Below are 24,300 nucleotides of genomic sequence, written 5' to 3'. Positions count from 1 at the left end.
CCGAAGCCGACCCGCCCTGCTTGGGAGGAAGCCTTAGAAGTCCATCGACAGGCGCACGCCGTAGGTGCGGCCCTGGCTGGGCGAGGTGGTCGGCCGCGACGAGCTGTTGAAGCCGTTGCGGGTCTCTTCGTAGTAGGTGTTGAACATATTGCGCACCCACAGGCCCGCCCGCCAGTTGGCACCGGCCGGTGAAACGCTGAAGTTGGAGTTCCACAGCCAGAAGGGCTCGATGATCGACGAGGCGCTGAGCGAGTAGAGTTCGTCGCGGTAGTTGTAGTTGGTCTCGGCGCGAAGCTCCCAACCCGCCATTTCCCAGTCATAGGAGATGGCGCCGCCGTAGTTCATCTTGGGGAAGGCCAGGCGTTCGCCGGAGCGGTCGTTGGTGATGATGACGTCCCAGGGGCCGTCGACCGGGTTGGCGGCGTCGGTCGCCGGTCCGTCGATGGCGTTGTATTCATCATACTCGCCGGTCTTGTAACCGATGTTCTGGCTGATGGTCAGGCCGTCCATCGGCACCCAGGTCAGCTCGATCTCACCGCCCATGATGTGCGACTTGGGCACGTTGGTGATCTTGCCGAGCCGGCCGGTGTCGCGGTCGTATTCCAGACCCTGAACCTGCTGGTTCTTGTAGTCATAGTAGAACAGGGCGCCGTTCAATCGCAGGCGGCGATCGAACAGGTCGGACTTCAGGCCCGCCTCATAGGCGATGACGATTTCCGGCTTGAACGGGGTCGCAGAGGTGGCGTTGTAAGTGGTGAAGCCGCCGGATTTCACGCCGCGCGCCACGCTGGCGTAGAACAGGGCGTCATCGGTGACCTTATACTCCAGCCCCAGTCGACCCGAGACTTCGTTGAGGTCGGTGTCGTAGGTGATGGCGGGCGGCGGCGGATTGGGCGCGACATAGGTGCCGCCGCTCTTGAGCGTCCGCTCTTCCGTTTCCCAGCGCAGGCCAGCGATCAGGTTCAGCCGCTCGTTCACCTGATAGGAGTTGTGGGTGAAGATGCCGAAGGCCGAGACGCTTTGATCGTAGGCGGTGTCGATCAGGTTCGGGTTGCCCCGGAACTCGGTGTAGAAGCCGCCGTCGATGCTTTCGTCGGCATAGTGGGCCCCGACCATCCAGTTGAACGGGCCGTCGCCGTTCGAACTCAGGCGCAGCTCTTGAGCAAAGACGTCGATGTCATTGTAAAAGAGGACGTTCGACTCGTGGAAGCGGGTGCTGTCCCAGTCGTTGAATTCGCTGCGCGAGAAGGTCTGATAGGCGGTGATCGACGTCAGGTCGGCCCAGCCGAGATCGGCGCGGATGCGGGCGTTGATGTCAAAGCCGTCGTTGTCGCGGAACGGCTTGGCGTTGGTCGAGACGCCGGCCTTGGCGGCCAGTTGCGGTGAAATCCCCCAGCCGGTGATGCGCCAGGCGGTGTCCTTGGGATAGGTCACGCTGCCGTCGGCGACGGTGTAGGGGCCAAGCAGGCGGAAGCCGCGACCGTCCGACTTGTCGATTGAATAGGTGGCGGCCAGATCGACGGTGACGGTCTCGCTGGCGTCCCAGGTCAAGCGGCCGCGGATGGCGGATTTGTCGAGGTCGCCCAGCTTTTCGCCAGTGTCGCGGTGATACTGCCAGGCGCCGCCCTGTTCGGTGACGGCGGCCAGGCGGCCCAGCAGGTTCGGCGCGATCTGGCCCGAGACATAGCCCTCGACCTTGAAGCGGTCGAAGGTGCCGTATTCGGCGTTGAAGCCGGCCTGGAAGTCGGCCGTGGGGGCGTTGGTGATGATGTTGACCGCGCCGCCGGTGGTGTTGCGGCCGTACAGCGTGCCCTGCGGTCCGCGCAGGACCTCCATGCGGGCGATGTCGAACAGAGCGCCCTGCGTGGTCACGGTGTAGGGGTGGGCCACTTCATCGACATAGATGCCGACGGTCGACGCGTTGTTGGATGAATATTCGCGCGCGCCGATGCCGCGGATGCGGAACTGGGGCTGGCCGCCGCCGAACTGGCTGTCGACCTCCATGTTGGGCACAGCGTTTTCCAAGTCATTGACGACCGAGATGCCTTTTTCATCCAGTTGCTCGCCGCCGATGACGCTGAGGGAGACGCCCACGTCCTGGCTGGCCTGCTCACGCCGCTGCGCGGTGACGATGATCTCGTCGACGCGCGTAGCCTGATCCCCCGATCGAGTCTCGCTTTGAGCGTCAGCGTTAGAGAAGGCGGCTATAGTCAGTAAGCTGACAGAAGACGCCAAGATATACTTCTTCATCTCATCCCCCTCAATACCATTGGTATTCTAAGGTGTGTTTTCTATGATGTTGGAAAGTCGATCGATCAACTCGTCGATCTGAGCGTGACTGATAATCAATGGAGGCGACAGCGCGATGACATCTGCCGTCACCCGTACTAAAATTCCGTCGTCAAACGCCTGGTGGAACACCTCAGTCGCGCGGGCGCCGGGCGCGCCGGGGCGCGACTCCAACTCGATGCCCGCGACCAAGCCCAGGTCGCGGATGTCGATGACGTGGGGCAGGTCCTTCAGACTGTGCACTGCGTCCTGCCAGTAAGGCGTCAGTTCGGCCGCGCGCTGGAACAGGCCTTCGCTCTCATAGACGTCCAGCGTGGCCAGCCCCGCCGCCGCCGCCAGTGGGTGGCCGGAATAGGTGTAGCCGTGGAAGAACTCGATGCCCGGCCCCGCTGCGCCCTCGACCACCGCCTGATAGACGGCGCTGCTGACGCCGACGGCGCCCATCGGCACGGCGCCGTTGGTCAGCCCCTTGGCGCAGGTCATCAGGTCGGGCGTGACGCCCAGGGCCTCGGCCGCCGTCAAGGCGCCCAGACGGCCGAAGCCGGTGATGACCTCGTCGAAGATCAGCAGGATGCCGTGCCGCGCCGTGATCTCGCGCAGACGCTCCAGATAGCCGATCGGCGGCACGATCACCCCGGCCGAGCCGGACATGGGCTCGACGATGACGGCGGCGATGGTCTCGGCGCCGTGGGTCTCGATCAGGGCCTCCAGCTCATCGGCCAGATGCAGGCCCCAGACCGGCTGGCCGCGCGTGAAGGCGGCCTCGTCCAGGTTGAGCGTGTGCGACAGATGGTCGACGCCGGGCAGGGTGGGGAAGCCGCGCCGGTTGTTCTCCAGTCCGCCGACGGAAATGCCGCCGAAGCCGACTCCGTGATAGCCCTTCTGGCGGCCGATCAGACGGGTGCGGTTCTCGAAACCCCTGGCGCTCTGACAGGCGAGGGCGATCTTCAGGGCGGTGTCCACGGCCTCTGACCCCGAACCGGCGAAGAAGACGTGGTTCAGGTCGCCGGGCAGCAGCATCCCCAGACGCGACGCCAGCTCGAACGCCAGCGGATGCCCCAGCTGAAAGGTCGGTGCGTAGTCCAGGATCTCCGCCTGGCGCTGGATCGCCTCGACGATCGGCTGGCGGGCGTGCCCGGCGTTGACGCACCACAGACCGGCGGTGCCGTCCAGCACCGCCCGACCGTCCGGCGTGAAGTAGTGCATGTCCCTGGCCGAGGCGAACAGGCGGGGCTGCGCCTTGAAGGCGCGGTTCGCCGTGAACGGCATCCAGAAGGGATCAAGGTCGTTTGCGGCCTTGCCTGCGCTTGCAGCGGTCATGCGGTCATCCTCTGTCTTTCGCCAGTAGCGGCCGAACCGCAACGAAAGGGAAGACTGTTACTTCCGTGATTTAATGTGCGGATAAATATAGATAATTTACCCGCGTGCTCGATTTTTTGAGCGGGCCGAACGCTCAGTAGCGAAGCGTCAGCCGCGCGCCGATCGTGCGGGGACGGCCCGGCTGGGCGATGTCTGCGCTGGTGAAGAAGTTGCGCGTCAGATCGTAATCCTGATCGAACAGGTTGCGAGCCCAGAAGGCGATGGACCAGTCGGCGTCTTCAGGCCCCACGGTGATGCTGGCGTTGGCCAGCCAATAGGCCTCGACATCGTATTTGGCGCCCAGCCAGGACGGGTATTCGTCGCGATAGCTGTAGTTGGCCTCGGCCGTGACGGCGAAGCCGCTGACCGTCCAGTCGTAGCTGACCGATCCGCCGTAGGACCACGCGGGGAAGGGGATGTTCTGGCCCGACTTGTCGATATAGGCGGTGACGGGCGGCGTCTGCTGGCAGGCGCCGATGTTCAGGTCGACGAAGTCGGTGTATTCGCCCTTCTTGTAGCTGAGGTTCTGGCTGATCCGCAGACCGGCTGTGGGGCGGAAAACGCCCTCGAGCTCCGCGCCGTAAATCTTGGAATCGGCGTTGGTGAAGCGGCCGACCGGGCCGTTGGCGCCGCAGACGGCCGACAGCACCTGCTGGCCGTTGTAGTCGTAGTAATAGGCCGCGCCGTTGATCTGGACCGCACGCGACGGGTCGGCCTTGAAGCCGAGCTCATAGGCCCACAGAATTTCCGGATCGAAGGGTTCGATGCCGCTGCTGTCGCCAGTGTTGTAGGTGGTGAAGCCGCCCGACTTGGCGCCCCGGCTGGCCGAACCGTAGAGCAGGACATTGTCAGCGGGTTTGAACTCCAGCGCCGCCTTGCCGGTCAGCGGGGTCATCTTGGTGTCGACGCTGGTCGGGGGCAGGGCGGTGGCGCCGCCGAAGGCCGAGCCGAAGCCTTGAAGCTCGCGGGTTTCTTCCTCGTAGCGCAGGCCCAGGATGGCCTTCCATTGCTCGGAGAAGGCGTATTCGGCCTGACCGAACAGGCTCCAGGACTCGACCTTCTGGTCATAGGTGACTTGGGCGTAGGTGCCGTAGATGTCGATGAAGTCGGAGAAGTAGCGCTCGTTGAGATCCTGTTTGGAGTAGTAGAAGCCGGCCACCCACGTCAGGGGGCTGTCGTTGTCCGAGGCCAGACGCAGTTCCTGCGACAGGACATTCACATCGCTGCCGAAGAAGGTGTCGGCCTCGACCGAGGCGCTGGAATCCCAGTCGCCGTATTCGCTGCGGTCCAGGGTCTCATAGCTGGTGATGCTGGACAGGTTCATGCCCTTGAGCGCCAGATTGGCGTTCAGCGAGGCGCCCCAGGAGGAGTTGTCCCGGCCCGGCTTGGCGTTCACATCGCGGCCGATGGCGTCGGCGAAGCGCTGCGACAGGCCCCAACCGGTCTTGGAGCGGTCCTTATCGGCGGGGATCAGATAGCTGGGGCGGTTGATCGCGCCGGTGTGCAGGTCGCTGATCAGATACAGGCCCTGGTTCTCGGACTTGTCGACGCCGCCGTGGACGTCGAGCAGGGCCGTGAAGGTCTCATTGGGCGTCCATTCCAGCAGGGCGCGGGCGCCCGTGCGGTCGGCGTCGCCCAGACTTTCACCCGTGTCGCGGTTTCGCTGCCAGGCGCCGCCTTGCTCAGTCGAGACGGCCAGACGGCCACGCAGGGTTTCGGCCAGCGGACCGGAGACATAGCCCTCGCCCCGGAACAGGTTGTGACTGCCCCATTCGGTCATCAGCCCGGCGGACAGTTCTTCGGTCGGGCGTTTGGTGACGAAGCTGATGGCGCCGCCGGTGGTGTTGCGGCCGTACAGGGTGCCCTGCGGCCCGCGCAGCACCTCGACCCGGTCGATGTCGAAGATCAGCCCCTGGGTCATGACCGGGACCGGATAGGCGACCTCGTTCACATAGACGCCGACGGTGGGCGAGTTGTTGGAGGCGTAGTCCTGAAAGCCGACGCCGCGCATACGGAACTGGGCCGCGCCGCCGCCGAAGGCCGGTTCGACCTCCAGATTGGGCGTGGCGTTCTGAAGCTGGTTGACGTTGGTGACGCCTTGCTGCGTCAGGCTTTCGCCGCTGAGGACGCTGAGGGCGATGCCGACATCCTGGGCCGCCTGTTCGCGGCGCTGGGCGGTGACGATGACCTCATCGACCGTGGTGGCGGTCGGTTCGTCGGGCGCGCGCTGCGCGGCGACGGAGGTGGCGGACAGGGCGAACAAGGCCCCGGCGGAAACGCTGACCATCAGACGATTCATCGTCTTCCTCCCCATGAGGCCGCCGCAGTCTTTAAAGCCGCGTTCAGCCGTCGCGACCGGCACAACCCGATCGCTGAACTATCTCCGCTGCCGATGTTTTGTGCAACGCAGCATCAACATGCAGTTGCAATGACCGGCTGCGGAAAACCCTCTTCCCTCAGGGATCAGTAGTCGCCTGATGGCGAATTTGGGCAAGGCTGTTTCTTTGTTGGCCTATATCCCTGTCTGATATGGAGAAAATATTCCAATGATCGGAATACTGATCATTCGCAACGGCGCCGTCAGAAGGTGGGCGGCGTGCAGGCGCTGATGACCACGCAGGGGGCGTCGCCGATGTTGCGGAAGCGGTGCGGCAGGACGCTGGGGAACAGATAGCCTTCGCCCGCCTTCAGCACCCGCGACTGGCCGTCGACGGTGACTTCCAGACGGCCCGAGATGATCATGCCGCCCTCTTCGCCCTCGTGGGACAGCATGACCCGGCCGCTGTCTGAGCCGGGCTGATAGGTTTCGTACAGGATCTGCAGGCTGGAATCCTGGCTGGAGCCCAGCTGACGGTAGGAGACGTCCCCGCGCGAGATGTCGGTCAGTTCGTCGTGGCGATAGAAGTATTTGGTCGGGGTCTCGAACTCCGAGCTGAAGAAGTCGCCCAGCGATATGCCCGCCGCGTCCAACAGTCGTTTCAGTGAACCGACGGATGGGCTGGTGCGGCCGCTCTCGACCAGGCTGACGGTGCTGGACGGCACGCCCGCCTTGCGGGCCAGGGCTCGCTGCGACAGGCCGAGGCGGTCCCGAAGGGCGCGCAGGCGCGGGCCGATGATGTTCTCTTCTTCCATATCGCCGCGCGCCATTTCGTCAGCTCCGCTTGCGGGTCAGCAGATCATAGGCCGCCCTTGCCATGACCTTGGCCGAGTTGCTCATGTCGTCGATGCCGACCCATTCGTCCGGCTGGTGCGCCAGATCCAGCACGCCGGGACCATAGGCGATGCAGTCCTTCAGCTTGCCGATGCGGTCGATGTGCTTCTGGTCATAGGTGCCGGGCGAGCAGACGAACTGGGCCTTCTTGCCCAGCACGGTTTCGATGGCGGCGGCCGTCGTGCTGGCGACGGGACCGTCGCGGTCGGCCATGCTGGGCGCCACCTGGAACAGGTCGCGCATCTCATAGCGGAAGCCGTGGCGCTGGGCCGCCAGTCCGTCGAGGATGGCCTTCACCTCGCCCTTCACCTCCTCCAGCGTCTCTTCGATCAGGAAGCGACGGTCGATGACCATGCGGCTGGAATCGGCGACGCAGGGTGCGGGCAGGCCGTCAAAGCCCTCGGCCTGTCCGCCATGGATCGAGTTGATGTTCATGGTCGACTGGCGGGCGCCCTCGGGCACCACCGGCATGTCGGAATGGCGGGCGGCCATGGCGGGGTAGAGCTTGCTCTCGAACTCTTCCATCACCGCGCCCATGTGGCGGATGGCCGAGTCGCCCAGGAAGGGCATGGAGCCGTGGGCGATGCGGCCCTTGGTCTCGATCTCGGCCCACCAGACGCCGCGGTGGCCGATGCAGACCCGATCCACGTTCAGCGGCTCGGGGATGATGACGTGATTGACTCGCGGCTCGGAGAACCAGCCGCGCTCGGCCAGGTAGGCGACGCCGCCGTAGCCGCCGGACTCCTCGTCCACCGTGCCGGAGATTTCCAGCGCGCCGGGCAAGGGCAGGCCGGAATCGATCAGGGCCTCGACGGCGATGATGGAGGCGGCCAGCCCGCCCTTCATGTCGCAGGCGCCCCGGCCATAGACGCGGCCGTTCTTCACCTCGCCGCCGAAGGGATCGACGGTCCAGCCAGACCCGACCTCGACCACGTCGATATGGCTGTTGAAGTGGACGCAAGGACCGGGTTCGGAGCCGGTCCAGCGGGCGATGACATTGGTCCGCGGATATTTGTCGCTGTCGCCCGGCGAGCCTTCGCCGCGCACATATTCGACGGTGAAGCCGCGCTTCTTCAGCCGCTCGCCGATGTATTCGGCGCAGGGGCGATAGGCCTCGCCCGGCGGGTTGATGGTCGGGAAGCGGATCAGGTCCTGCGTCAGGGCGACCAGTTCGTCGGTGCGGCCGTCGATCAGGTCCATGACGGTCTGCAGGGTCGGGGCGCTCATCGGTGGAACCTCACTCGGCGGCCAAGGCGGCCAGAACCGCGTCGGTCATCTCAATGGTGGAAACGGCGGCGACGCCGGGGTGGGCGATATCCGGGGTGCGGACGCCGCTGGACACGACGTGCCGAACGGCGCGCTCAAGCCGGTCGGCCAGATCGGCGCGGTCGAACGACCAGCGCAGGCACAGGGCGAAGGACAAGATGGTCGCGATGGGATTGGCGACGCCCTGTCCCGCGATGTCGGGCGCCGAGCCGTGGATCGGCTCATACAGGCCCCGGCTACGCCCGCCTTGTCCAAGGCCGGATAGGGAGGCCGAGGGCAGCAGGCCCAGAGACCCGGTCAGGGCCGCCGCCGCGTCGGATAGGATGTCGCCGAACAGGTTGTCGGTGACGATGACGTCGAACTGGGCCGGGCGTCGCACCAACTGCATGGCGCAGTTGTCGGCGTACATGTGGCTCAACTCCACGTCGGGATAGTCGGAGGCGACCTCGCTCGCGACGGCCCGCCACAGGGCGCCGGTTTCCATGACGTTGGCCTTGTCCACCGAGCAGACGCGGCGCTGGCGGGTGCGAGCCAGCTCGAAGGCTGTGCGGCACACGCGGGCGATTTCGGCCTCCGTATAGGCCTGGGTGTCATAGGCGCGGCGCTGGCCGTCGGGGCCGACCTCATTGGCGCGGGGCAGGCTGAAATAGACGCCCGCCGTCGCCTCGCGCACGATCAGGATGTCGAGGCCCCGGATCAGCTCGGGCTTGAGCGCCGAGGCGTCCAGCAGTTCGTCGAAACAGACAGCGGGCCGCAGGTTGGCATAGAGGTCCAGCGCCTGGCGCAGCCGCAATATGCCTATCTCGGGCCGCTGGGCGCGGGGCAGGTGGTCCCACCTCGGCCCGCCGACGGCGCCGAACAGGACGGCGTCCGACGCCAGCGCTTGCTGCACCACGTCCTCGGCGATGGGGGCGCCGACGGCGTCGATGCTGGCGCCGCCCGCCAGACCCTCGCTCAGCTCAACTCGCAGCCCGGCGTTCCGGGCCCAGTCGACGACGCGCAGGGTCTCGCGAATGATCTCAGGCCCGATGCCGTCGCCGGGCAGGACCAGCAGCTTGAACACGCGGTCAGATGCAGCGGCCACCGTCGACCTCCAGCGCCACGCCCGTGATCATCGAGGCGTCGTCAGAACAGAGGAAGGCGGCGGCGGCGCCCATGTCCTCGGGCGTCGAGAAGCGGCCGATGGGGATGGAGGCCAGGAACTTGGCCCGCACATCGGGCGTGTCCGCGCCCATGAAGGTCTTTAGCAGGGGGGTGTCGCCCGCGACCGGATTCAGGGCGTTGACGCGGATCTGGAAGGGGGCCAGTTCGACCGCCATGGCCCGCGTCGCCGTGATGACCCAGCCCTTGGAGGCGTTATACCAGGTCAGGTTGGGCCGGGGGCTGACCCCGCCGGTCGAGGCGATATTGAGGACGGCGCCCGAGCCTTGCGCCTTCATGCCCGGCACAAACGTCTTCGACATCAGATAGATGGCGCGCATGTTGACGTTGGTGATGCGGTCGAAGGCCTCGTCCGACAGTTCGTCCAGAGGTTGGGGCGTATGGCCGACGCCGGCGTTGTTGACCACGATGTCGACCCCGCCCAGCAGGCGGTTGGCGGTCTCGGCCAGAATGGCCACGTCGGCGGCGCTGGACACGTCGACCTTCACGCCCAGATCGGCGTCGCCCAGTTGGGCGGCCAGCGTGCGAGCGGCGTCGCCGTTCAGGTCGGCGACGATGACGCGGGCGCCTTCCTCGGCGAAGCGGCGCGCGATTCCGGCGCCGAAGCCGGAGGCTCCGCCCGTGACGATCGCTCGCTTGCCCTCCAGTCGCTTCGATCTGTTCTCCCCCAAGACGCTGCTCCCTTGCGCTATCCGTGATGGGCCGCGACGGTCTTCAGGGTGGTGAAGGCATAGAGCGCCTCGAACCCTTTCTCGCGACCGTGGCCCGATTTCCCGACGCCGCCGAAGGGCAGCTCGACCCCGCCCGCCGCGCCGTAGTTGTTGATGAAGACCTGTCCGGCCCGCAGCCGCTTGGCCAGCCGCATCTGCCGCCCGCCGTCGGCGGTCCAGACGCCCGCGACGAGGCCGTAATCGGTGCCGTTGGCGATGGCGACGGCCTCGTCTTCCGTCTCGAACGGGATGACGACGACGGCGGGGCCGAAGATTTCCTGCTGCGCCAGCGGGTGATCGGGCGCGACGTTTGCGAACAGGGTCGGGGCCACATAGGCGCCGCCCGACGGCAGGTCGCCCAGCGTCGCCTGCGCCACGATCAGGCCGTCGGCGCGGCCCTTGTCGATGAAGCCTTCGACCATGACCTGCTGCTTCTTCGACACCAGCGGGCCGACATCGCGATCGTCCATGGCGGGGCCGACGGTCAGGGCGGCGAAGTGCTCGGCCATGCGGCGCACGACCTCGTCATAGACGCCGCGCTGGACCAGCACGCGCGATCCGGCCGAGCAGGTCTGGCCCGCGTTCTGGACGCCCGCGTTGACCAGGAAGGGCAGGGCCTTGTCCAGATCGGCGTCGTCGAAGACCATCTGGGGCGACTTGCCGCCCAGTTCCAGCGTCACCGGCACGGCGTTGACCGCCGCCGCCTGCTGGATGGCGACGCCCACCCCGGTCGAGCCGGTGAAGGACATGTGGTTGATCCCCGGATGGGCCGCCAGCGCCGCGCCCGCCTCGGCGCCCGTGCCGGTCACGACGTTGAGCGCGCCGTCGGGCAGGCCGCAGTCGGCGGCGATATGGGCGAAGGCCAGCGCGGTCAGCGACGCCTGCTCGGCGGGCTTCAGCACCACGGCGTTGCCGACGCACAGGGCGGCCACGACCGAGCGGCCGATGATCTGCATCGGATAGTTCCAGGGGATGATGTGGCCCGTCACCCCGTGCGGCTCGCGCAGGGTGTAGACGGTGTAGCCGTCCTGGAAGGGAATGGTCTCGCCGTGCAGCTTGTCCGCCGCGCCCGCGTAGAATTCGAGGTAGCGGGCCAGGGCGATCACGTCGTTGCGGGCCTGCTTCAGCGGCTTGCCGACGTCGAGGGCTTCCAGTTCGGCCAGCAGGTCGATGCGAGCTTCGACCTCGCGTCCCATGCGGGCCAGGATGCGGCCGCGCTCGACGGCCGTGGTCCGGCCCCAGTCTCCGTCGAAGGCGGCCCGGGCGGCCTGGACGGCGGCGTCCACGTCGGCGGCGGTCCCGGCGGCCAGAGCGCCCATGACCTCGCCCGTCGACGGGTTCTCGATCGGCAGAGTCACGTCGCCCTCTGCGGGGCGCCAGACGCCGCCGATGAAGACCTTATCCGTGGAGAAGGGGGCGGCCATATCGTCTGCTCACTGTGAAGGCGATCCCCTCTGGTTCGCCGTCCAGGATAGTGGGCACGATAACGGATCAGGCGCCAAGCCCTTTATGGTTTTGGCCTAAGTCACTGATTTTGCGTTCTGGATGCTCAATAAAATGAGCATTTGACGCTGGGGCAAGCAGGCGGTGCGGCTTTTCACGCGGCGGTTGCAGGCTCCAGCAGCAGGGCCATGATCTCGGCGCCCAGCATCATGTCCGAGACGGGGCCGAAGCGGCGCATCCGCATCCGGCCCAGCCGGTCGACCAGCACCAGACTGGGCGTGCCCTGAAGATTGAAGGCGGTCATGGTGCGCGGCGCGGTGGTGTCGGCTGAGGGCGCGTCGACGGCGACCGGGAAACGGCAGCCGTGATCGGCCAGCCATTTGGTCAGGCCCGCGCGGTCCGACTGCTGGTCGTGATGTTCGAACACGCTGTGGACGCCCAGGACGGCGACCTCGCCGGAGGTGAAGGTCTCGGCCACGCGCCGGGCCTGGGGCAGGGCGTAGTGAGAGCAGCCGGGGCAGAGGCGTTGCAGAAAGGCGATGCAGACGACCTTGCCGCGCAGGTCTTCCAGACGCACCGGCTCGGGCGTGTTCAACCACTCCACGGCGTCGATCGAGGGGGCGAGACGGTGCATGGAACGGCTCCTGAACGGCAGGGCGCGCCGATGGAGGCCGGACCTGGAATCGAACCAGGCTGGACGGATATGCACTCCGCCGCGTAACCGCTCCGCCATCCGGCCATCGGGGCGAGGCGTCTGGATAGCAGGCGGCGCCGGGCGCCGCTTGGGCCGGTTGCGGATTAGCGGGGGCGCCGGTCGCAGCGCCCCCGCATGGATCAGTCGGCGGCGGCCTGTTCGGCTTCCCTGGCCTCGCGGCGGGCGACGCTGAAGCGACGGCCATAGAGCAGATAGGCGCCGACGCCGATCACGTTCCAGATCAGGAACCACGCTTGCGTTTTCTGCGGCAGACTGGCCAGCAGATACAGGCAGCCGGCGATGGCGACGGGGCCGATGACCCAGGCCAGCGGCGTACGGAAGCCGCGCGGCAGATCAGGCGAGCGGCGGCGCAGGATCAACATGCACAGGGCCACTGAGCTGAAGGCCACCAGCGTCCCGGCGTTGGCCAGGGCGACAATCTCTCCCAGCGGGAAGAAGAGGGCGATGGTCCCGACGACGGCGACGGTGAAGGCGGTGATGCGCAGCGGCGCGCCCTTGGCCGACAGCTGCGACAGGCTGCGCGGCAGCAGGCCGTCGCGCGCCATGACGAAGAAGATGCGGCTCTGGCCATAGAAGAAGGCCAGGATGACGGTCGGCAGGGTCAGCACCGCCGTGACGGCCAGGAAGTGGGCGGCGCCCGGCTGGCCGACTTCGCGCAGGATCAGGGCCAGCGGCTCGGGGCTGTTGGCGAACAGGGTGAAGGGCGCGGCGCCCAGGGCCGCCGTGGCGATGACGGTATAGATGGCCGCGCAGACCAGCATGGAGCCGACGATGCCGATGGCCAGATCGCGCTTGGGATTGCGGGTTTCCTCGGCCGCCGTGGCGATGGCGTCGAAGCCGTAGAAGGCCGAGAAGATGATGGCGGCGGCGGCCATGATGCCGCGCTCGACCCCGTCCTCGCCCATGGTGCGGCCGAAGCCGTAGGGGCTGAACGGCTCCAGATTGGCGGCGTTGAAATGGGGCAGGGCGAACCAGACGAACAGCACCAGGGCCGACAGCTTGATGACCACCAGGGCCAGGTTCAGCGTGGCGCTCTTGCGGGTGCCGATGATCAGCATTCCGGCGATGACCAGGATGATGAACAGGGCGGGGACGTTGGCGACGCCACCCGCGTGCGGTCCCTGCATCAGGGCCATGGGCAGGCCCAGCCAGTCGTGCAGCAGGGGCGCCGCATAGCCGGACCAGCTGACGGCCACGGCGCTGACCACCAGGCTGTACTCCAGGATCAGGCTCCAGCCGATGATCCAGGCGACGACCTCGCCGATGACGACGTAGTTGTAGGTATAGGCGCTGCCCGAGGCGGGGATGGTCGAGGCCATCTCGGCATAGGCCAGGGCGGCGCAGGCGCAGACGAAGCCCGCGATCAGGAAGGACAGCAGGACGGCCGGTCCTGCCTTGTCCGCGCCGATGCCGATCAAGGTCAGGATGCCGGTGCCGACGATGGCGCCCACGCCCATGGCCACAAGATGCGGCCAGCTGAGGCTGCGGGCCAGGCTGCGTTCCTGCGCGTTGACAGTGATGCGCTTGCGCACGTTCCAGCCGCCCATTCGGGATCTCGTCTTCTTTGCGTGTCGGGGGCCGGCGAGCAGACCGGCGCGTCCTGTTGCGTCAGACGCGTCCGCGACACAAGGGGGCGTGCGCTTCAAGGCGCCGTCCGATGACGGGCGGATGATGGTCATCAATCTCCGTTACCGGACAATTCGTCACTCAAACGGCGAGAAAACGGCAAGAAACCTAAGCCGATCCGTCACCGAAGCGCGCAAGCTTCGGAAACAGCAGCCGCTATCCATGCCGCCGAGGCAGGAGGGAAGCAGGGTCATCCGCGGCGGATGAGCCGCCCACTGTCGCATCTTTTGACCAGACCGGTGGAATGACGATGAACAGCAGCTTCAAGACCCTGCTCGCCGTGGCGGCCAGCGCGCTCGCCCTGGCGGCCTGCGGCGGTTCGGCCGAGGTGGCCTCGCCGGGCGAAGGCGATTTCGGCAACGGCGGCGGCAACAATGGCGGGGGCGGCAACAACGGCGGCGGCAACGGCCAGGCCGCCGCTGACTGCCCGACCGGCTTCGCCAACGTCGGCACCATGGCCAACGGCACGCTGCGCAACTGCCAGCTGCCGCAACAGATCAACGGCTCGCTGACGGTGCCGCTGCGCGCCGGCACCATCTATTCGATCTCTGGCCGCACGGCCGTCGGCACGGACGGCGGCGTCGACGCCTCGGCCAACACGGGCACGCAGGGCATCCTGACGGTCGAGGCGGGGGTGACCATCTTCGCCTCGGGCGGCGGCGACTACCTGCTGGTGAACCGCGGCTCGCAGATCTACGCCGAGGGCACGGCCTCGCAACCGATCATCTTCACCAGCCGCCAGAACGTCGAAGGCACGACGAACGAGAATTCGCACGGTCAGTGGGGCGGGATCGTCCTGGCCGGTCGCGCGCCTCAGGCCAACTGTCAGCTGACCGCGCCGGTCACCTGCACCGGCCAGGTCGAGGGCACCAACGCCTTCTACGGCGGCGGCAACGCCAACGACAACTCGGGCCGTCTGCGTTACGTCCAGATCCGCTACTCGGGCTTTGAGATCTCGACGGGGAACGAACTGCAGGCCCTGACCCTGGCCGGCGTCGGCGCCGGCACCACCATCGAATACGTCCAGTCCTACAACTCGTCGGACGACGGCATCGAAATCTTCGGCGGCAACGTCAATCTGAAGCACATCGTCATCAACGGCGCCGACGATGACGCCTTCGACACCGACACCGGCTGGCGCGGCGGCGCCCAGTTCGGCATCGCGACCCAGCGCGCCCCGAACGCGACCAGCCGCTCGGCCGGTTTCGAGTTCTCGGCCGCCCCGGCCTCGACGCCGCTGGCCCAGCGCTACAACTCCCAGCCCAAGATCGCCAACTGGACCCTGGTGGGCCGCAACTCGCCGACCGACGCCCATACCGTCGCCCACTTCGACACGGGCACGAAGCCGACCGTGATCAACTCGGTCTTCACCAGTGTTTCCGGTTCTCTGGCCGGCTGCCTGGACATCGCCGACGCCGACACGGCCAGCGTGAACCCGGTGTTCAACTCGGTCTTCATGTCCTGCGGCATCTCCTACCGCGCCAGCGGCGCCGCCCGTTCGGAGCCGATCTTCACGGCCGGGACGAACAACACGGCCAAGGGGACCTCGACCCTGACCGCCCCGACTTCGGGCGTGACGATCACCAACCAGGTCCTGACCTTCATCAACGGCGCCAATGAAACCGCCGTGACCCCGGTCAAGGCTTCCAGCGTCCACGCCGCCTTCGTCGACACCGACTACATCGGCGCCGTGAAGAACGCTTCGGACACCTGGTGGCAGGGCTGGACCTGCGGCCTGACCGCCAACGCGAAGTGCTGATGAACTCTCTGGCGAGGCGGCGGTCCGAAAGGGCCGCCGCCGACCCTTTGAGCGTCCAGCCTCTCTCGACCTACGCAAGGCAGCCGAACATGAAGAACAAGACCCTGACCCGTAACGGGGTGCTGCTGGCCAGCAGCGCTCTCGTCGCCGCTTTCGGCGCGCCCAGCCTCGCGCTCGCCCAGGCGTCCGCTCCCGTCGCCGCCGTGGCCCTGAGCAACGAACTGCCCGCCGATCCGGAAAGCCCGGATCAGGTGTCGCAGACCCCAGCCACCCAGTTGGGCGATATCGTCGTCCTGGGCCGCAACATCCCCGAACCGAGCCGTCAGAGCGCCGAGGTGGCCGCTTTCCTGACCTCGGAAGACCTGCAGCGCACCGGCGATTCCACCGCCGCCGCCGCCCTGATGCGCGTGACGGGCCTGTCGATCGTCGAGGGCCGCTTCGTCTATGTGCGCGGCCTGGGCGAGCGCTATTCCTCGGCCCTGTTGAACGGCTCGCCGCTGCCCAGCCCCGAGCCATTGCAACGCGTGGTGCCGCTGGACCTGTTCCCCTCCAGCATCCTGGCGGGCGTGACGGTTCAGAAGTCCTATTCTCCCAACTATCCGGGCGAGTTCGGCGGCGGGGTCATCGACCTGCGCACGGTGGACGCCCCGGCCGAGCCCTTCCTGACCTTCAAAGCGGGCGTCGGCGGCAACACCGAGACGACGGGCCGCGACAACCTGGTCTATTACGGCTCGGACACCGACTGGACCGGCTTCGACGACGAGACGCGCAAGGTTCCGGGCCAGATCGCCCAGGCCTTCCGTCTCGGCAAGCAGATCAACCTGGCCAACTTCTCGGCGTCTGAAGTGCAGGCCATGGGGCGGTCGCTGGTCAATGCGCCGCTGCGCCTGATGCAGCGCCAGCAGACGCCGGTCGACGGCAGCCTGGAACTGGCGGGCGGTTTCCGTACCCCGACCGAGATCGGCGACTTGGGCGTCATCGCCGTCGCCGGTTACGACAACTCCTGGCGCACGCGCCAGGCGATCCAGGAAGAGGGCCAGTTCCAGGGCGACGACCTGGTGCCGGTTTCGACCTTCGACGTCGAGTCCAACCAGAACGACGTGCGCCTGAACTTCCTGGGCGGCCTGTCGCTGACGACCGACGATCATGAGGTGAAGTGGACCAACCTCTACGTCCGCACCACGACCAAGCGCGCCCGCACCTCGGCCGGGCCGGACTTCGACGCCGGCGGCAGCGTGGTCCGCAACGACTACACCGAATGGTTCGTGCGTCAGCTGTTCACCAGCCAACTGGCGGGCGAGCACTACTTCGGCGCCGACGGCGAGTGGAAGCTGGACTGGCGCGCGGCCTACGCCAAGACCTCGCGCGACGCTCCCTATGAATCGCGCTTCCAGTACGGCGTCGACGCCCAGGACCGCTTCATCCACAACGTCCAGGGCAACCAGATCTCGTTCAGCGAACTGGACGACGAAATCTGGTCCGGCGGCGTGGACCTGGCCTACAAGCTGCCGATGGCGGCGGGCCGCGAGGCGACCATCAGCGTCGGCGCCTCGACCTTGGACAACACCCGCTCGGCCGAGCGTCACGACCTTCAGTTCGAGGCCGTCAACGGCCTGACCGACAGTCAGCGCCGCGCGCGGATCGACTACCTGTTCTCGGACTACAACATCAATCCGTGGACCCTGCAGTTGCGCGAGATCGCCGGCTCGAACGGCGCCAACGCCTATGACGCCGACATGAAGGTCAACGCGATCTACGCCATGGTCGACGCCGAGTTCGTGCCGACCATCCGGACCACCTTCGGCGTCCGCTTCGAGGACGGCCAGCAGAGCGTGACCCCGCGCGACCTGTTCGGCGGCGCCTCGTCCTATGAGGCGACGGAGATCGAGGAGCAGTACTGGCTACCGTCGTTCACCGCGACGTGGAACTTCACCGAGGATCAGCAACTGCGCTTCGGCGCGTCCAAGACCATCGGTCGTCCGCAGTTCCGCGAACTGGCGCCCCAGGCCTATACCGACCCGGAAAGCGACCGCGTCTTCATCGGCAACCCCTATCTGACGGACACCGAGATCCTGAACCTGGACGCGCGCTGGGAATGGTATTTCGGCCGCCAGCAGTTCGTAACCGCGGGCGTCTTCTACAAGAAGCTGGACAAGCCGGTCGAAGCGGTGATCGTCGATGTCGGCAACCAGCGCCAGCAGACCTTCCTCAACGCGCCGGAAGCGACCGTCATGGGCGTCGAGGCCGAGGTGAAGAAGTATTTCGAGTTCGCCGATCAGGCGGCCTTCATCTCCAACAAGCGCTGGCTGGTGCAGGCCAACTACACCTGGTCGGACTCTGACGTCTCGGTCGGCGAGGGCGACACCGTCATCACCCTGGGCGGCGGCGGGCGTCCCGAACAGGCGTCGTTCTTCATCCAGGACGGCAGCCGTCTGCAAGGCCAGTCGGAGCACGTCGCCAACCTGCAACTGGGTTGGGAAGACGACACGGCGCGGTCGCAGGCGACCTTCATCCTGAACTACGTCTCGGAGCGGATCACCGCGCGCGGCGCGGGCGTGGGCACGGCGCGCGAGCCGGATTACCTGCAGGAGCCGGGCGCCGTTCTCGACTTCGTCTATCGCAAGGACTTCACCGTGAAGGGCCGCGACCTGGGCTTCGCCCTGGAGCTGCGCAACCTGCTGGGGACGGACTTCGAGGAGTACCAGGAGAAGGGCAACAAGATCCGCATCAACCAGTACGACCTGGGCCAGAGCGCCTCGGTCAGCCTGACGGCGCGTTTCTAAGCGGCGGCAAGGTCGGACAATCGAGCCGGGAGGCCCCAGCGGTCTCCCGGCTTTTTTGCGTCCCCTTTCCTGTTGGGAAGGGTGAATGTTTCGCGTTATTCCGTCCGAACCCGCTGCATCTGTCGTGACAACTTCTCGACGCTGTCATGGTTCGGAGCGAGCCGGGTACGGAGCATCCGCCTAGGGAGGCGTTGCGGCCGCGAGAGGCCGTGGGGGATGTCTTCCTTGCTCGCTGGCCTTCGCAAACTGAGCGCCGTTTCGTTGGGCAAGGGCGGCCTGTCCCTTCGCCGTCCGTCGCTGCGGCGCGTGGTCGAGGCGGCCTTGATCCTGCTTCTTCTCGTGCAGGCCGGGCGGCTGGTCTGGTTGTTCGCGGCGCCGGCGCCGCAGGCCGTGGAGGCGCGGCCTCTATCTGAGATCGACCTGGGCGTGCTGTCGCGCTTCGACGCCTTCTTCCGCAACGGCGGGGGCGGGGCCGAGGCGGCGCCGTCGGACGGCGGGGGCCTGACCCTGTTCGGCGTGCGCGCGGACGGCGCGGGCGGCGGCTCGGCCATCATCGGCCTATCGGATGGACGCCAAGTGTCGACCGGGGCGGGCGAGGAGGTGGAGCCGGGGCTGACCCTGAACGCTGTCGCCCCCGATCACGTCATGCTGTCGCGCGGCGGCGCGCCGTTCCGCCTCGATTTTCCCGACATGGCCTCGGGCGCCGCACCCGTTGCGCCTGTCGCGGCGGCGCAACCCGCCGTGACTGCGCCCGAACCCGTTTCGGCCGAAGGCGTGGTGGTCGATCCTCAACGTCTGATCGCCCAGGCGGGGCTGCGGCCGCGCGTTCAGGGGTTGGGAATCAACGGCCTGACTGTTTCCGCCTCGGGCGACGGGGGCGAGCTGCGAAACGCCGGCCTGCGCTCGGGCGACGTCATCCTGTCGGTCAACGGCGCGGCCCTGAACAGTCCGCAAGCGCTCGCCGCCCTGCGCGGTCAACTGGCCGACGCTCCTTCCGCTCAGATCCAGTTCGAGCGCGACGGTCAGGTCCGCTCCACCACCGTAAGGACGCGCCCATGAAGGCCCGTAACCGCTCTCTGTTGACCGGCGTTCTGGCCGCTGTTCTGGCGGTGCAGCCGCTGGCCGCTGCGCCGGTGATGGCGCAGGAGGCGCGCCAGACGCTGAACGTCCAGAACGCCGACATCCGCGCCTTCGTGCAGGATGTGGCGCGCACGACGGGGCGCACCTTCATCGTCGATCCGGCGGTGACGGGCACGGTGACGGTGTCCAGCCCGCGTCCCCTGACCCGGACCCAGCTGTTCGAGGTCTTTCTGTCGACGCTGCGGGCCAACGGCCTGGTGGTGACGCCGACGTCGTCGGGCGCCTATCGCATCAGTCCGGCGCAGGGCGCGGCGCAGGGTCCGGCCACCGTCGGCGCCGAGCGCTTTTCGACCGAGGTCTTCACCCTTCGCCACATCGACGCCGCCTCGGCCGCCGAGACGATCCGGCCGCTGGTCGGGGCGCAGGGGCAGGTGCTGGCCAATCCCGGCGCCAACAGCGTGGTGGTGGCCGACTTCGCCGACAACCTGTCGCGCATCCGGGCGCTGGTCGGCCGCATCGACGTGGACCGTTCGGCCTATGAGGTGGTCGCGCTGGAGAACGCCTCGGCGCGCGAGATCGCCGGCGTGCTGCAACAGGTGACGGGCGGCCCCGGCGGGCCGGGTCTGGTGACGATCACCCCGGTCGAAAGCTCCAATGCGCTGGTCCTGCGCGGGGACGGTCAGGCGCTGGCGCGGGTGCGCGGCCTGATCGCCGATCTGGACGGCCGAGCGCGGGCCAGTCAGGACGTCAACGTGGTCTTCCTGGAACACGCCGACGCCGAGCAGCTTCTACCGGTTCTGCAACAGATCGTCGGCCAGCCTGCGGATGCGGCGGCGACCTCGTCCCCGCGCCTGCGCACCGCCCGCGCCGGGGCGAACCAGACGACCAGCGGCATGGGGCAGGGCGGCCTGACCACGACGGGCGAGGCCGACAGCGGGCCGATCGGCTCGACCACCGTGACGGCCACCGGCCAGCGCGCGACCATCGCCCGTTTCCCCGGCGCCAACGCCCTGGTCATCTCCGGCCCGGCGGACCTGCAGCGCACCCTGACCGAGGTGATCCGCCAGTTGGACGTGCGCCGTCAGCAGGTGCTGATCGAGGCCATCGTCGTCGAACTGAGCGACAAGGCCGTGCGCGATCTGGGCGTCCAGTGGCTGATGGCGGGCGAGCAGGGCGTCGGTCTGACCAACTATTCCGACCGCGCGGCGCCGCTGGTTCCCATCGCGGGCGGGGCGGCGGCGGGTCAGCTCGACAAGGATGATCCCTTGCGTGAGCGGCTGCAGAACCTGGCCCTGAACAGCCTGCTGGGCGCCAACGGCTTCGTCGGCGGGGCGGGCGGAAAATGGGGCGACGGCCTGTTCGGCTTCATCATCAACGCGGCCAAGACGGACGCGGGCTCGAACCTGTTGCAGACCCCGTCGATCATGACGCTGGATAACGAAGAGGCGACCTTCCTGGTCGGGCAGGAGGTGCCGATCACCACCGGCCAGACCATTCTGGACGGCAACTCAAACCCCTTCACCACGACCGAGCGCAAGGACATCGGCGTGCGCTTGACCGTGCGTCCCCAGATCAATGCGGGGGGCTCGATCACCCTGACGCTGCGGCAGGAGGTGTCGAGCATCAACGGCCTTCTGACCAGCGGCGCCAACGACCTGATCCTGGACAAGCGCGAGCTGGAGACGACCTTGGTCGTCGACGACGGCGACATCGCCGTGGCGGGCGGCCTGCTGGATCAGAACGATCGGCTGGAGACGAGCAAGGTGCCGGGTCTGGGCGACATTCCGGGCGTCGGCGTCCTGTTCCGCTCGACCAGCCGCGAGCGGGGGCGGACCAATCTGATGGTCTTCCTGCGCCCGACCATCCTGCGCACCACGGCCGACGCGCAGGGGCTGGCGGCGGACCGCTGGGGCTATATGCGCGGCGAGCAGCAGAGGGTTCACCCCGATCGCGAGCCGAGCCTCGACGCCCTGCTGCGCGACTATATGCAGGCCCAGCCGCCCGCGGCCCCCGCAGCCGGCGAGCCTCTGGTCATCGCCCCCACAGCGCCGGTCGCGGCCCAGCCGCTGCCGCCGGCATCGGGGGCCGCCCGGTGATCACCGTCGTCGATCCGCGTCTGCCCTACGGCTTCGCCAAGACCCACGGCGTCCTGCTGCTGGCGGCGGGCGAGGTGATGGCGGTCGGGGTGCGCGAGGGCGCCGACCCTCTGGCTCTGGTCGAGGCGCGTCGCGCGCTGGGCCGCCCGCTGGAGGCGACGCCGCTCAGCGCCGTCGCCTTCGATCGCAAGCTGTCGGAAGTCTATGCGGGCGAGCAACTGACGGCCGCCGACGGCGACGACCTGTCCCTGCCGGTCGGGTTGGACAGTCTGGTGGACGACATTCCGGCGGCGGCCGACCTGCTGGACGCCACGGACGACGCGCCGGTCATCCGCCTGATCAACGGAGTGATCGCCGAGGCCGCCCGCATCGGCGCCTCGGACGTGCATCTGGAAAGCTATGAGACGCGCCTGCTGGTGCGGATGCGGGTGGACGGGATGCTGCGCGAGGCGCTGAGCCTGAACCCGCGCGTCGCGCCGCTGCTAGTGTCGCGCATCAAGGTCATGGCGCGGCTCGACATCGCCGAGAAGCGCAAGCCCCAGGACGGGCGCATCCCCCTGACGCTGGGCGGCAAGTCGCTGGACGTGCGCGTCTCGACCCTGCCGTCGCGGACGGGCGAGCGGGTGGTGCTGCGGATTCTGGACAAGGATCAGGCCGGGCTGACGCTGGACCGGCTGGGCATGGACCCGGCGGCGCTGGAGGCCTTCCGCCATGCCCTGGCCGAGCCGAACGGCATCATCCTCGTCACCGGGCCGACCGGCTCGGGCAAGACGACTAGCCTCTACGCCGGGCTGTCGCTGCTGAACGACGGCTCGCGCAACATCCTGACGGTCGAGGATCCGGTCGAATACGCCATCGAGGGTGTCGGCCAGACCCAGGTGAACCCCAAGGTCGGCATGACCTTCGCTGCCGGTCTGCGCGCCATCCTGCGTCAGGATCCCGACGTGGTCATGGTCGGCGAAATCCGCGACACGGAGACGGCGGCCATCGCCGTTCAGGCGTCGCTGACCGGCCATCTGGTGCTGTCGACGGTTCACACCAATGACGCGGCCGGGGCGGTAACGCGCCTGCGCGACATGGGGGTCGAGCCCTTCCTGCTGGCCTCGACCCTGCGGCTGGTGGTGGCCCAGCGGCTGGTGCGCCGCCTGTGCCCGCATTGCCGGATCGAGGAGACGGCGGACAGGGCGACGGCGCGGCTGATCGGGGCTGAGGAAGGCGCGCGCGTCTGGCGGCCGCACGGCTGCGCCGACTGCGGCTCGACCGGCTATGTCGGGCGCATCGGCCTTTATGAAACGCTGACGGTGGACGAGAAGGTGCGTCGCCTGATCGCCTCGGGCGCCGACGAGGACGCGGTGTTCGACGCCGCCTTCGCGCGCGACGGCACGCTGGCCGACCGGGCGCGGGCGCTGGTGCTGGAAGGCGTCACCTCGGTCGAGGAAGCCCTGCGCGTGGCGCGTCAGGAAACCGCCGCCGAAGAGGTCGCGGCCTGATGGCGGCCTTCGACTACATCGCCGCCGACGCGGCCGGGCGGACGGTCAGCGGCTCCGTGACCGCCGCCGACGAGGCCGCCGCGCGCAAGGCGCTGGCGAAGCGTCAGCTGACGCCGTTGCAGTTGTCGCCCGGTCGTGCAGGTGTGGTCGTTGCTTCGTCAAAAGCCGGCAGGACCGGGCGCCTGTCGCCCAAGGCGCTGGCGCTGACGACGCGGCAGCTGGCGACGCTGATCTCCGTCTCTCCGCTGGAAGAGGCGCTGCGCAACCTGATGCTTCAGGCGGACCGGCCCAATGTCCGCCGTGTGCTGGAAGGCGTCCACGCCGGGGTGATAGAGGGGCGGCGCCTGTCCGACGCCATGGGCCAGCAGGGCGCGGCCTTTCCGCCCCTGTATCGCGCCATGACGGCGGCGGGCGAGCAGTCGGGCGCGCTTCAACCCATCCTCGAACGCCTGGCCGACGGGCTGGAGCGCGACGAGGTGGTGCGCGGCAAGGTGCTGACGGCGCTGGTCTATCCGTGCGTGCTGGCGGTGGTGGCGCTGGGCGTCATCGTCGCCATGATGACCTATATCGTGCCCAAGGTGGTCGATCAGTTCGACAGCATGGGCCAGACCCTGCCGCTGCTGACGCGGCTGGTCATCGGCCTGTCGGACCTGATGCGCGACTGGGGCTGGCTGCTGCTTCTGGTCCTCGGCGCCGTGGTCGCGGCGGGCCTGATCGCGCGGCGGCGCGAGGCGGTGCGGCTGAAGCTGGATGCGTGGGTCTTGAGGCTGCCGCTGGTCGGGCGGTTGACGCGCGACCTGCACGGGGCGCGCATGGCCCGCACCCTGTCGACCATGATCGCGGCGGGGCTGCCGGTGCTGGAGGGGCTGACCATCACCGCCCGCACCGTCTCCAACCGCGCCCTGCGCCGCGCCACCGAACAGATGGCCGAGGCCGTGCGCGAGGGCGGAGGCCTGTCGGCCGCCATGCGCCGCGCCGAGGTGTTCCCGCCCATCCTCGTCTACATGACCGCGTCGGGCGAAAGCAGCGGCCGTCTGGAGCCCATGCTGGAGCGCGTGGCCGACTATCTGGAGCGCGAATTCTCCAACTTCACCGCCGTGATGCTCAGCCTGCTGGAGCCGGCGATCATCGTGGTCATGGGCGGGATCGTCGCCGTGATCGTGCTGTCGATCCTGCTTCCCATTCTTCAGATCAACACCCTGGCTCTGGGGTGAGAGAGGCATTGATGTCCGTTCTCAAGACCTGCGCTCGACGTCTGCGCCACATCGCCAAGGCGCGCGCCCGGCGCGCTCAAGCAGCGAGCCGCCTCGCG

16 protein-coding genes and 1 tRNA gene are annotated in these 24,300 nt (G+C 67.7%); 6 read left to right on the top strand and 11 right to left on the bottom strand.

Annotated features, from left to right (window positions below):
• Positions 1-33: 33 nt before the first annotated feature.
• The 11 genes from AC52GN_RS10060 to AC52GN_RS10010 form a co-directional block, all read right to left on the bottom strand.
• Positions 34-2,250: a TonB-dependent receptor gene (locus AC52GN_RS10060; RefSeq protein WP_496526946.1), complete on the bottom strand. Its 2,217-nt coding sequence runs from the start codon at positions 2,248-2,250 to the stop codon at positions 34-36.
• Positions 2,251-2,277: 27 nt separating this feature from the next.
• Positions 2,278-3,609, bottom strand: coding sequence for an omega-aminotransferase AptA (aptA, locus tag AC52GN_RS10055; protein WP_496526945.1), 1,332 nt, complete (start codon positions 3,607-3,609; stop codon positions 2,278-2,280).
• 133 nt (positions 3,610-3,742) lie between these two features.
• A complete protein-coding gene (locus tag AC52GN_RS10050) occupies positions 3,743-5,947 on the bottom strand; it encodes a TonB-dependent receptor (protein ID WP_496526944.1) in 2,205 nt (734 codons plus the stop codon).
• Between the two features lie 281 nt (positions 5,948-6,228).
• Entirely contained in the window at positions 6,229-6,795 is a 567-nt protein-coding gene (locus tag AC52GN_RS10045; protein WP_455689527.1) for a cupin domain-containing protein, read from the bottom strand.
• A gap of 4 nt (positions 6,796-6,799) precedes the next feature.
• The gene (locus AC52GN_RS10040; protein WP_496526943.1) at positions 6,800-8,086 is read right to left on the bottom strand and encodes an acetylornithine deacetylase/succinyl-diaminopimelate desuccinylase family protein; all 1,287 of its coding nucleotides are present in this window, start codon (positions 8,084-8,086) and stop codon (positions 6,800-6,802) included.
• A gap of 10 nt (positions 8,087-8,096) precedes the next feature.
• Entirely contained in the window at positions 8,097-9,188 is a 1,092-nt protein-coding gene (gene leuB, locus AC52GN_RS10035; RefSeq protein WP_496528801.1) for a 3-isopropylmalate dehydrogenase, read from the bottom strand.
• 4 nt (positions 9,189-9,192) lie between these two features.
• The gene (locus AC52GN_RS10030) at positions 9,193-9,957 is read right to left on the bottom strand and encodes a glucose 1-dehydrogenase (protein WP_496526942.1); all 765 of its coding nucleotides are present in this window, start codon (positions 9,955-9,957) and stop codon (positions 9,193-9,195) included.
• Between the two features lie 17 nt (positions 9,958-9,974).
• Positions 9,975-11,420: an aldehyde dehydrogenase family protein gene (locus tag AC52GN_RS10025; protein WP_496526941.1), complete on the bottom strand. Its 1,446-nt coding sequence runs from the start codon at positions 11,418-11,420 to the stop codon at positions 9,975-9,977.
• A 173-nt stretch (positions 11,421-11,593) separates the two neighbouring features.
• Positions 11,594-12,073: a redoxin family protein gene (locus AC52GN_RS10020; RefSeq protein ID WP_496526940.1), complete on the bottom strand. Its 480-nt coding sequence runs from the start codon at positions 12,071-12,073 to the stop codon at positions 11,594-11,596.
• 31 nt (positions 12,074-12,104) lie between these two features.
• Positions 12,105-12,178 (bottom strand) — tRNA-Cys (locus AC52GN_RS10015).
• 95 nt (positions 12,179-12,273) lie between these two features.
• Positions 12,274-13,701 (bottom strand): amino acid permease, encoded by a 1,428-nt coding sequence (locus AC52GN_RS10010; protein WP_496526939.1) that lies wholly within the window; start codon positions 13,699-13,701, stop codon positions 12,274-12,276.
• A gap of 329 nt (positions 13,702-14,030) precedes the next feature.
• Here AC52GN_RS10010 and AC52GN_RS10005 point away from each other — a divergent pair, with 329 nt between their 5' ends.
• From AC52GN_RS10005 to gspF, 6 genes are all read left to right on the top strand, one after another.
• Positions 14,031-15,539, top strand: coding sequence for a beta-helix domain-containing protein (locus tag AC52GN_RS10005; protein ID WP_496526938.1), 1,509 nt, complete (start codon positions 14,031-14,033; stop codon positions 15,537-15,539).
• 89 nt (positions 15,540-15,628) lie between these two features.
• The gene (locus tag AC52GN_RS10000) at positions 15,629-18,322 is read left to right on the top strand and encodes a TonB-dependent receptor domain-containing protein (RefSeq protein ID WP_496526937.1); all 2,694 of its coding nucleotides are present in this window, start codon (positions 15,629-15,631) and stop codon (positions 18,320-18,322) included.
• Between the two features lie 216 nt (positions 18,323-18,538).
• A complete protein-coding gene (locus AC52GN_RS09995; protein WP_496526936.1) occupies positions 18,539-19,381 on the top strand; it encodes a type II secretion system protein N in 843 nt (280 codons plus the stop codon).
• Positions 19,378-21,498 (top strand): type II secretion system secretin GspD, encoded by a 2,121-nt coding sequence (gene gspD / locus AC52GN_RS09990; protein ID WP_496526935.1) that lies wholly within the window; start codon positions 19,378-19,380, stop codon positions 21,496-21,498. The genes AC52GN_RS09995 and gspD overlap by 4 nt, the downstream gene beginning before the upstream one ends.
• Complete coding sequence (gene gspE / locus AC52GN_RS09985; protein WP_496526934.1) at positions 21,495-22,988, top strand: type II secretion system ATPase GspE; 1,494 nt, start codon at positions 21,495-21,497, stop codon at positions 22,986-22,988. Before gspD ends, gspE begins: the two co-directional genes overlap by 4 nt.
• A complete protein-coding gene (gspF, locus tag AC52GN_RS09980; protein ID WP_496526933.1) occupies positions 22,988-24,202 on the top strand; it encodes a type II secretion system inner membrane protein GspF in 1,215 nt (404 codons plus the stop codon). Before gspE ends, gspF begins: the two co-directional genes overlap by 1 nt.
• Positions 24,203-24,300 lie beyond the last annotated feature (98 nt).

It is taken from the genome of Brevundimonas sp. SS2672 (assembly GCF_059579685.1).
This window is presented reverse-complemented; position numbering and strand designations above follow the sequence as displayed.

What these genes read in the sequence shown, in the direction of transcription:
- AC52GN_RS10060 (WP_496526946.1), bottom strand. Translation starts at nt 2,250, where the DNA reads ATGAAGAAGTATATCTTGGCGTCTTCTGTCAGCTTACTGACTATAGCC.
- aptA (WP_496526945.1), bottom strand. Translation starts at nt 3,609, where the DNA reads ATGACCGCTGCAAGCGCAGGCAAGGCCGCAAACGACCTTGATCCCTTC.
- AC52GN_RS10050 (WP_496526944.1), bottom strand. Translation starts at nt 5,947, where the DNA reads ATGAATCGTCTGATGGTCAGCGTTTCCGCCGGGGCCTTGTTCGCCCTG.
- AC52GN_RS10045 (WP_455689527.1), bottom strand. Translation starts at nt 6,795, where the DNA reads ATGGCGCGCGGCGATATGGAAGAAGAGAACATCATCGGCCCGCGCCTG.
- AC52GN_RS10040 (WP_496526943.1), bottom strand. Translation starts at nt 8,086, where the DNA reads ATGAGCGCCCCGACCCTGCAGACCGTCATGGACCTGATCGACGGCCGC.
- AC52GN_RS10025 (WP_496526941.1), bottom strand. Translation starts at nt 11,420, where the DNA reads ATGGCCGCCCCCTTCTCCACGGATAAGGTCTTCATCGGCGGCGTCTGG.
- AC52GN_RS10020 (WP_496526940.1), bottom strand. Translation starts at nt 12,073, where the DNA reads ATGCACCGTCTCGCCCCCTCGATCGACGCCGTGGAGTGGTTGAACACG.
- AC52GN_RS10010 (WP_496526939.1), bottom strand. Translation starts at nt 13,701, where the DNA reads ATGGGCGGCTGGAACGTGCGCAAGCGCATCACTGTCAACGCGCAGGAA.
- AC52GN_RS10005 (WP_496526938.1), top strand. Translation starts at nt 14,031, where the DNA reads ATGAACAGCAGCTTCAAGACCCTGCTCGCCGTGGCGGCCAGCGCGCTC.
- AC52GN_RS10000 (WP_496526937.1), top strand. Translation starts at nt 15,629, where the DNA reads ATGAAGAACAAGACCCTGACCCGTAACGGGGTGCTGCTGGCCAGCAGC.
- AC52GN_RS09995 (WP_496526936.1), top strand. Translation starts at nt 18,539, where the DNA reads ATGTCTTCCTTGCTCGCTGGCCTTCGCAAACTGAGCGCCGTTTCGTTG.
- gspD (WP_496526935.1), top strand. Translation starts at nt 19,378, where the DNA reads ATGAAGGCCCGTAACCGCTCTCTGTTGACCGGCGTTCTGGCCGCTGTT.
- gspF (WP_496526933.1), top strand. Translation starts at nt 22,988, where the DNA reads ATGGCGGCCTTCGACTACATCGCCGCCGACGCGGCCGGGCGGACGGTC.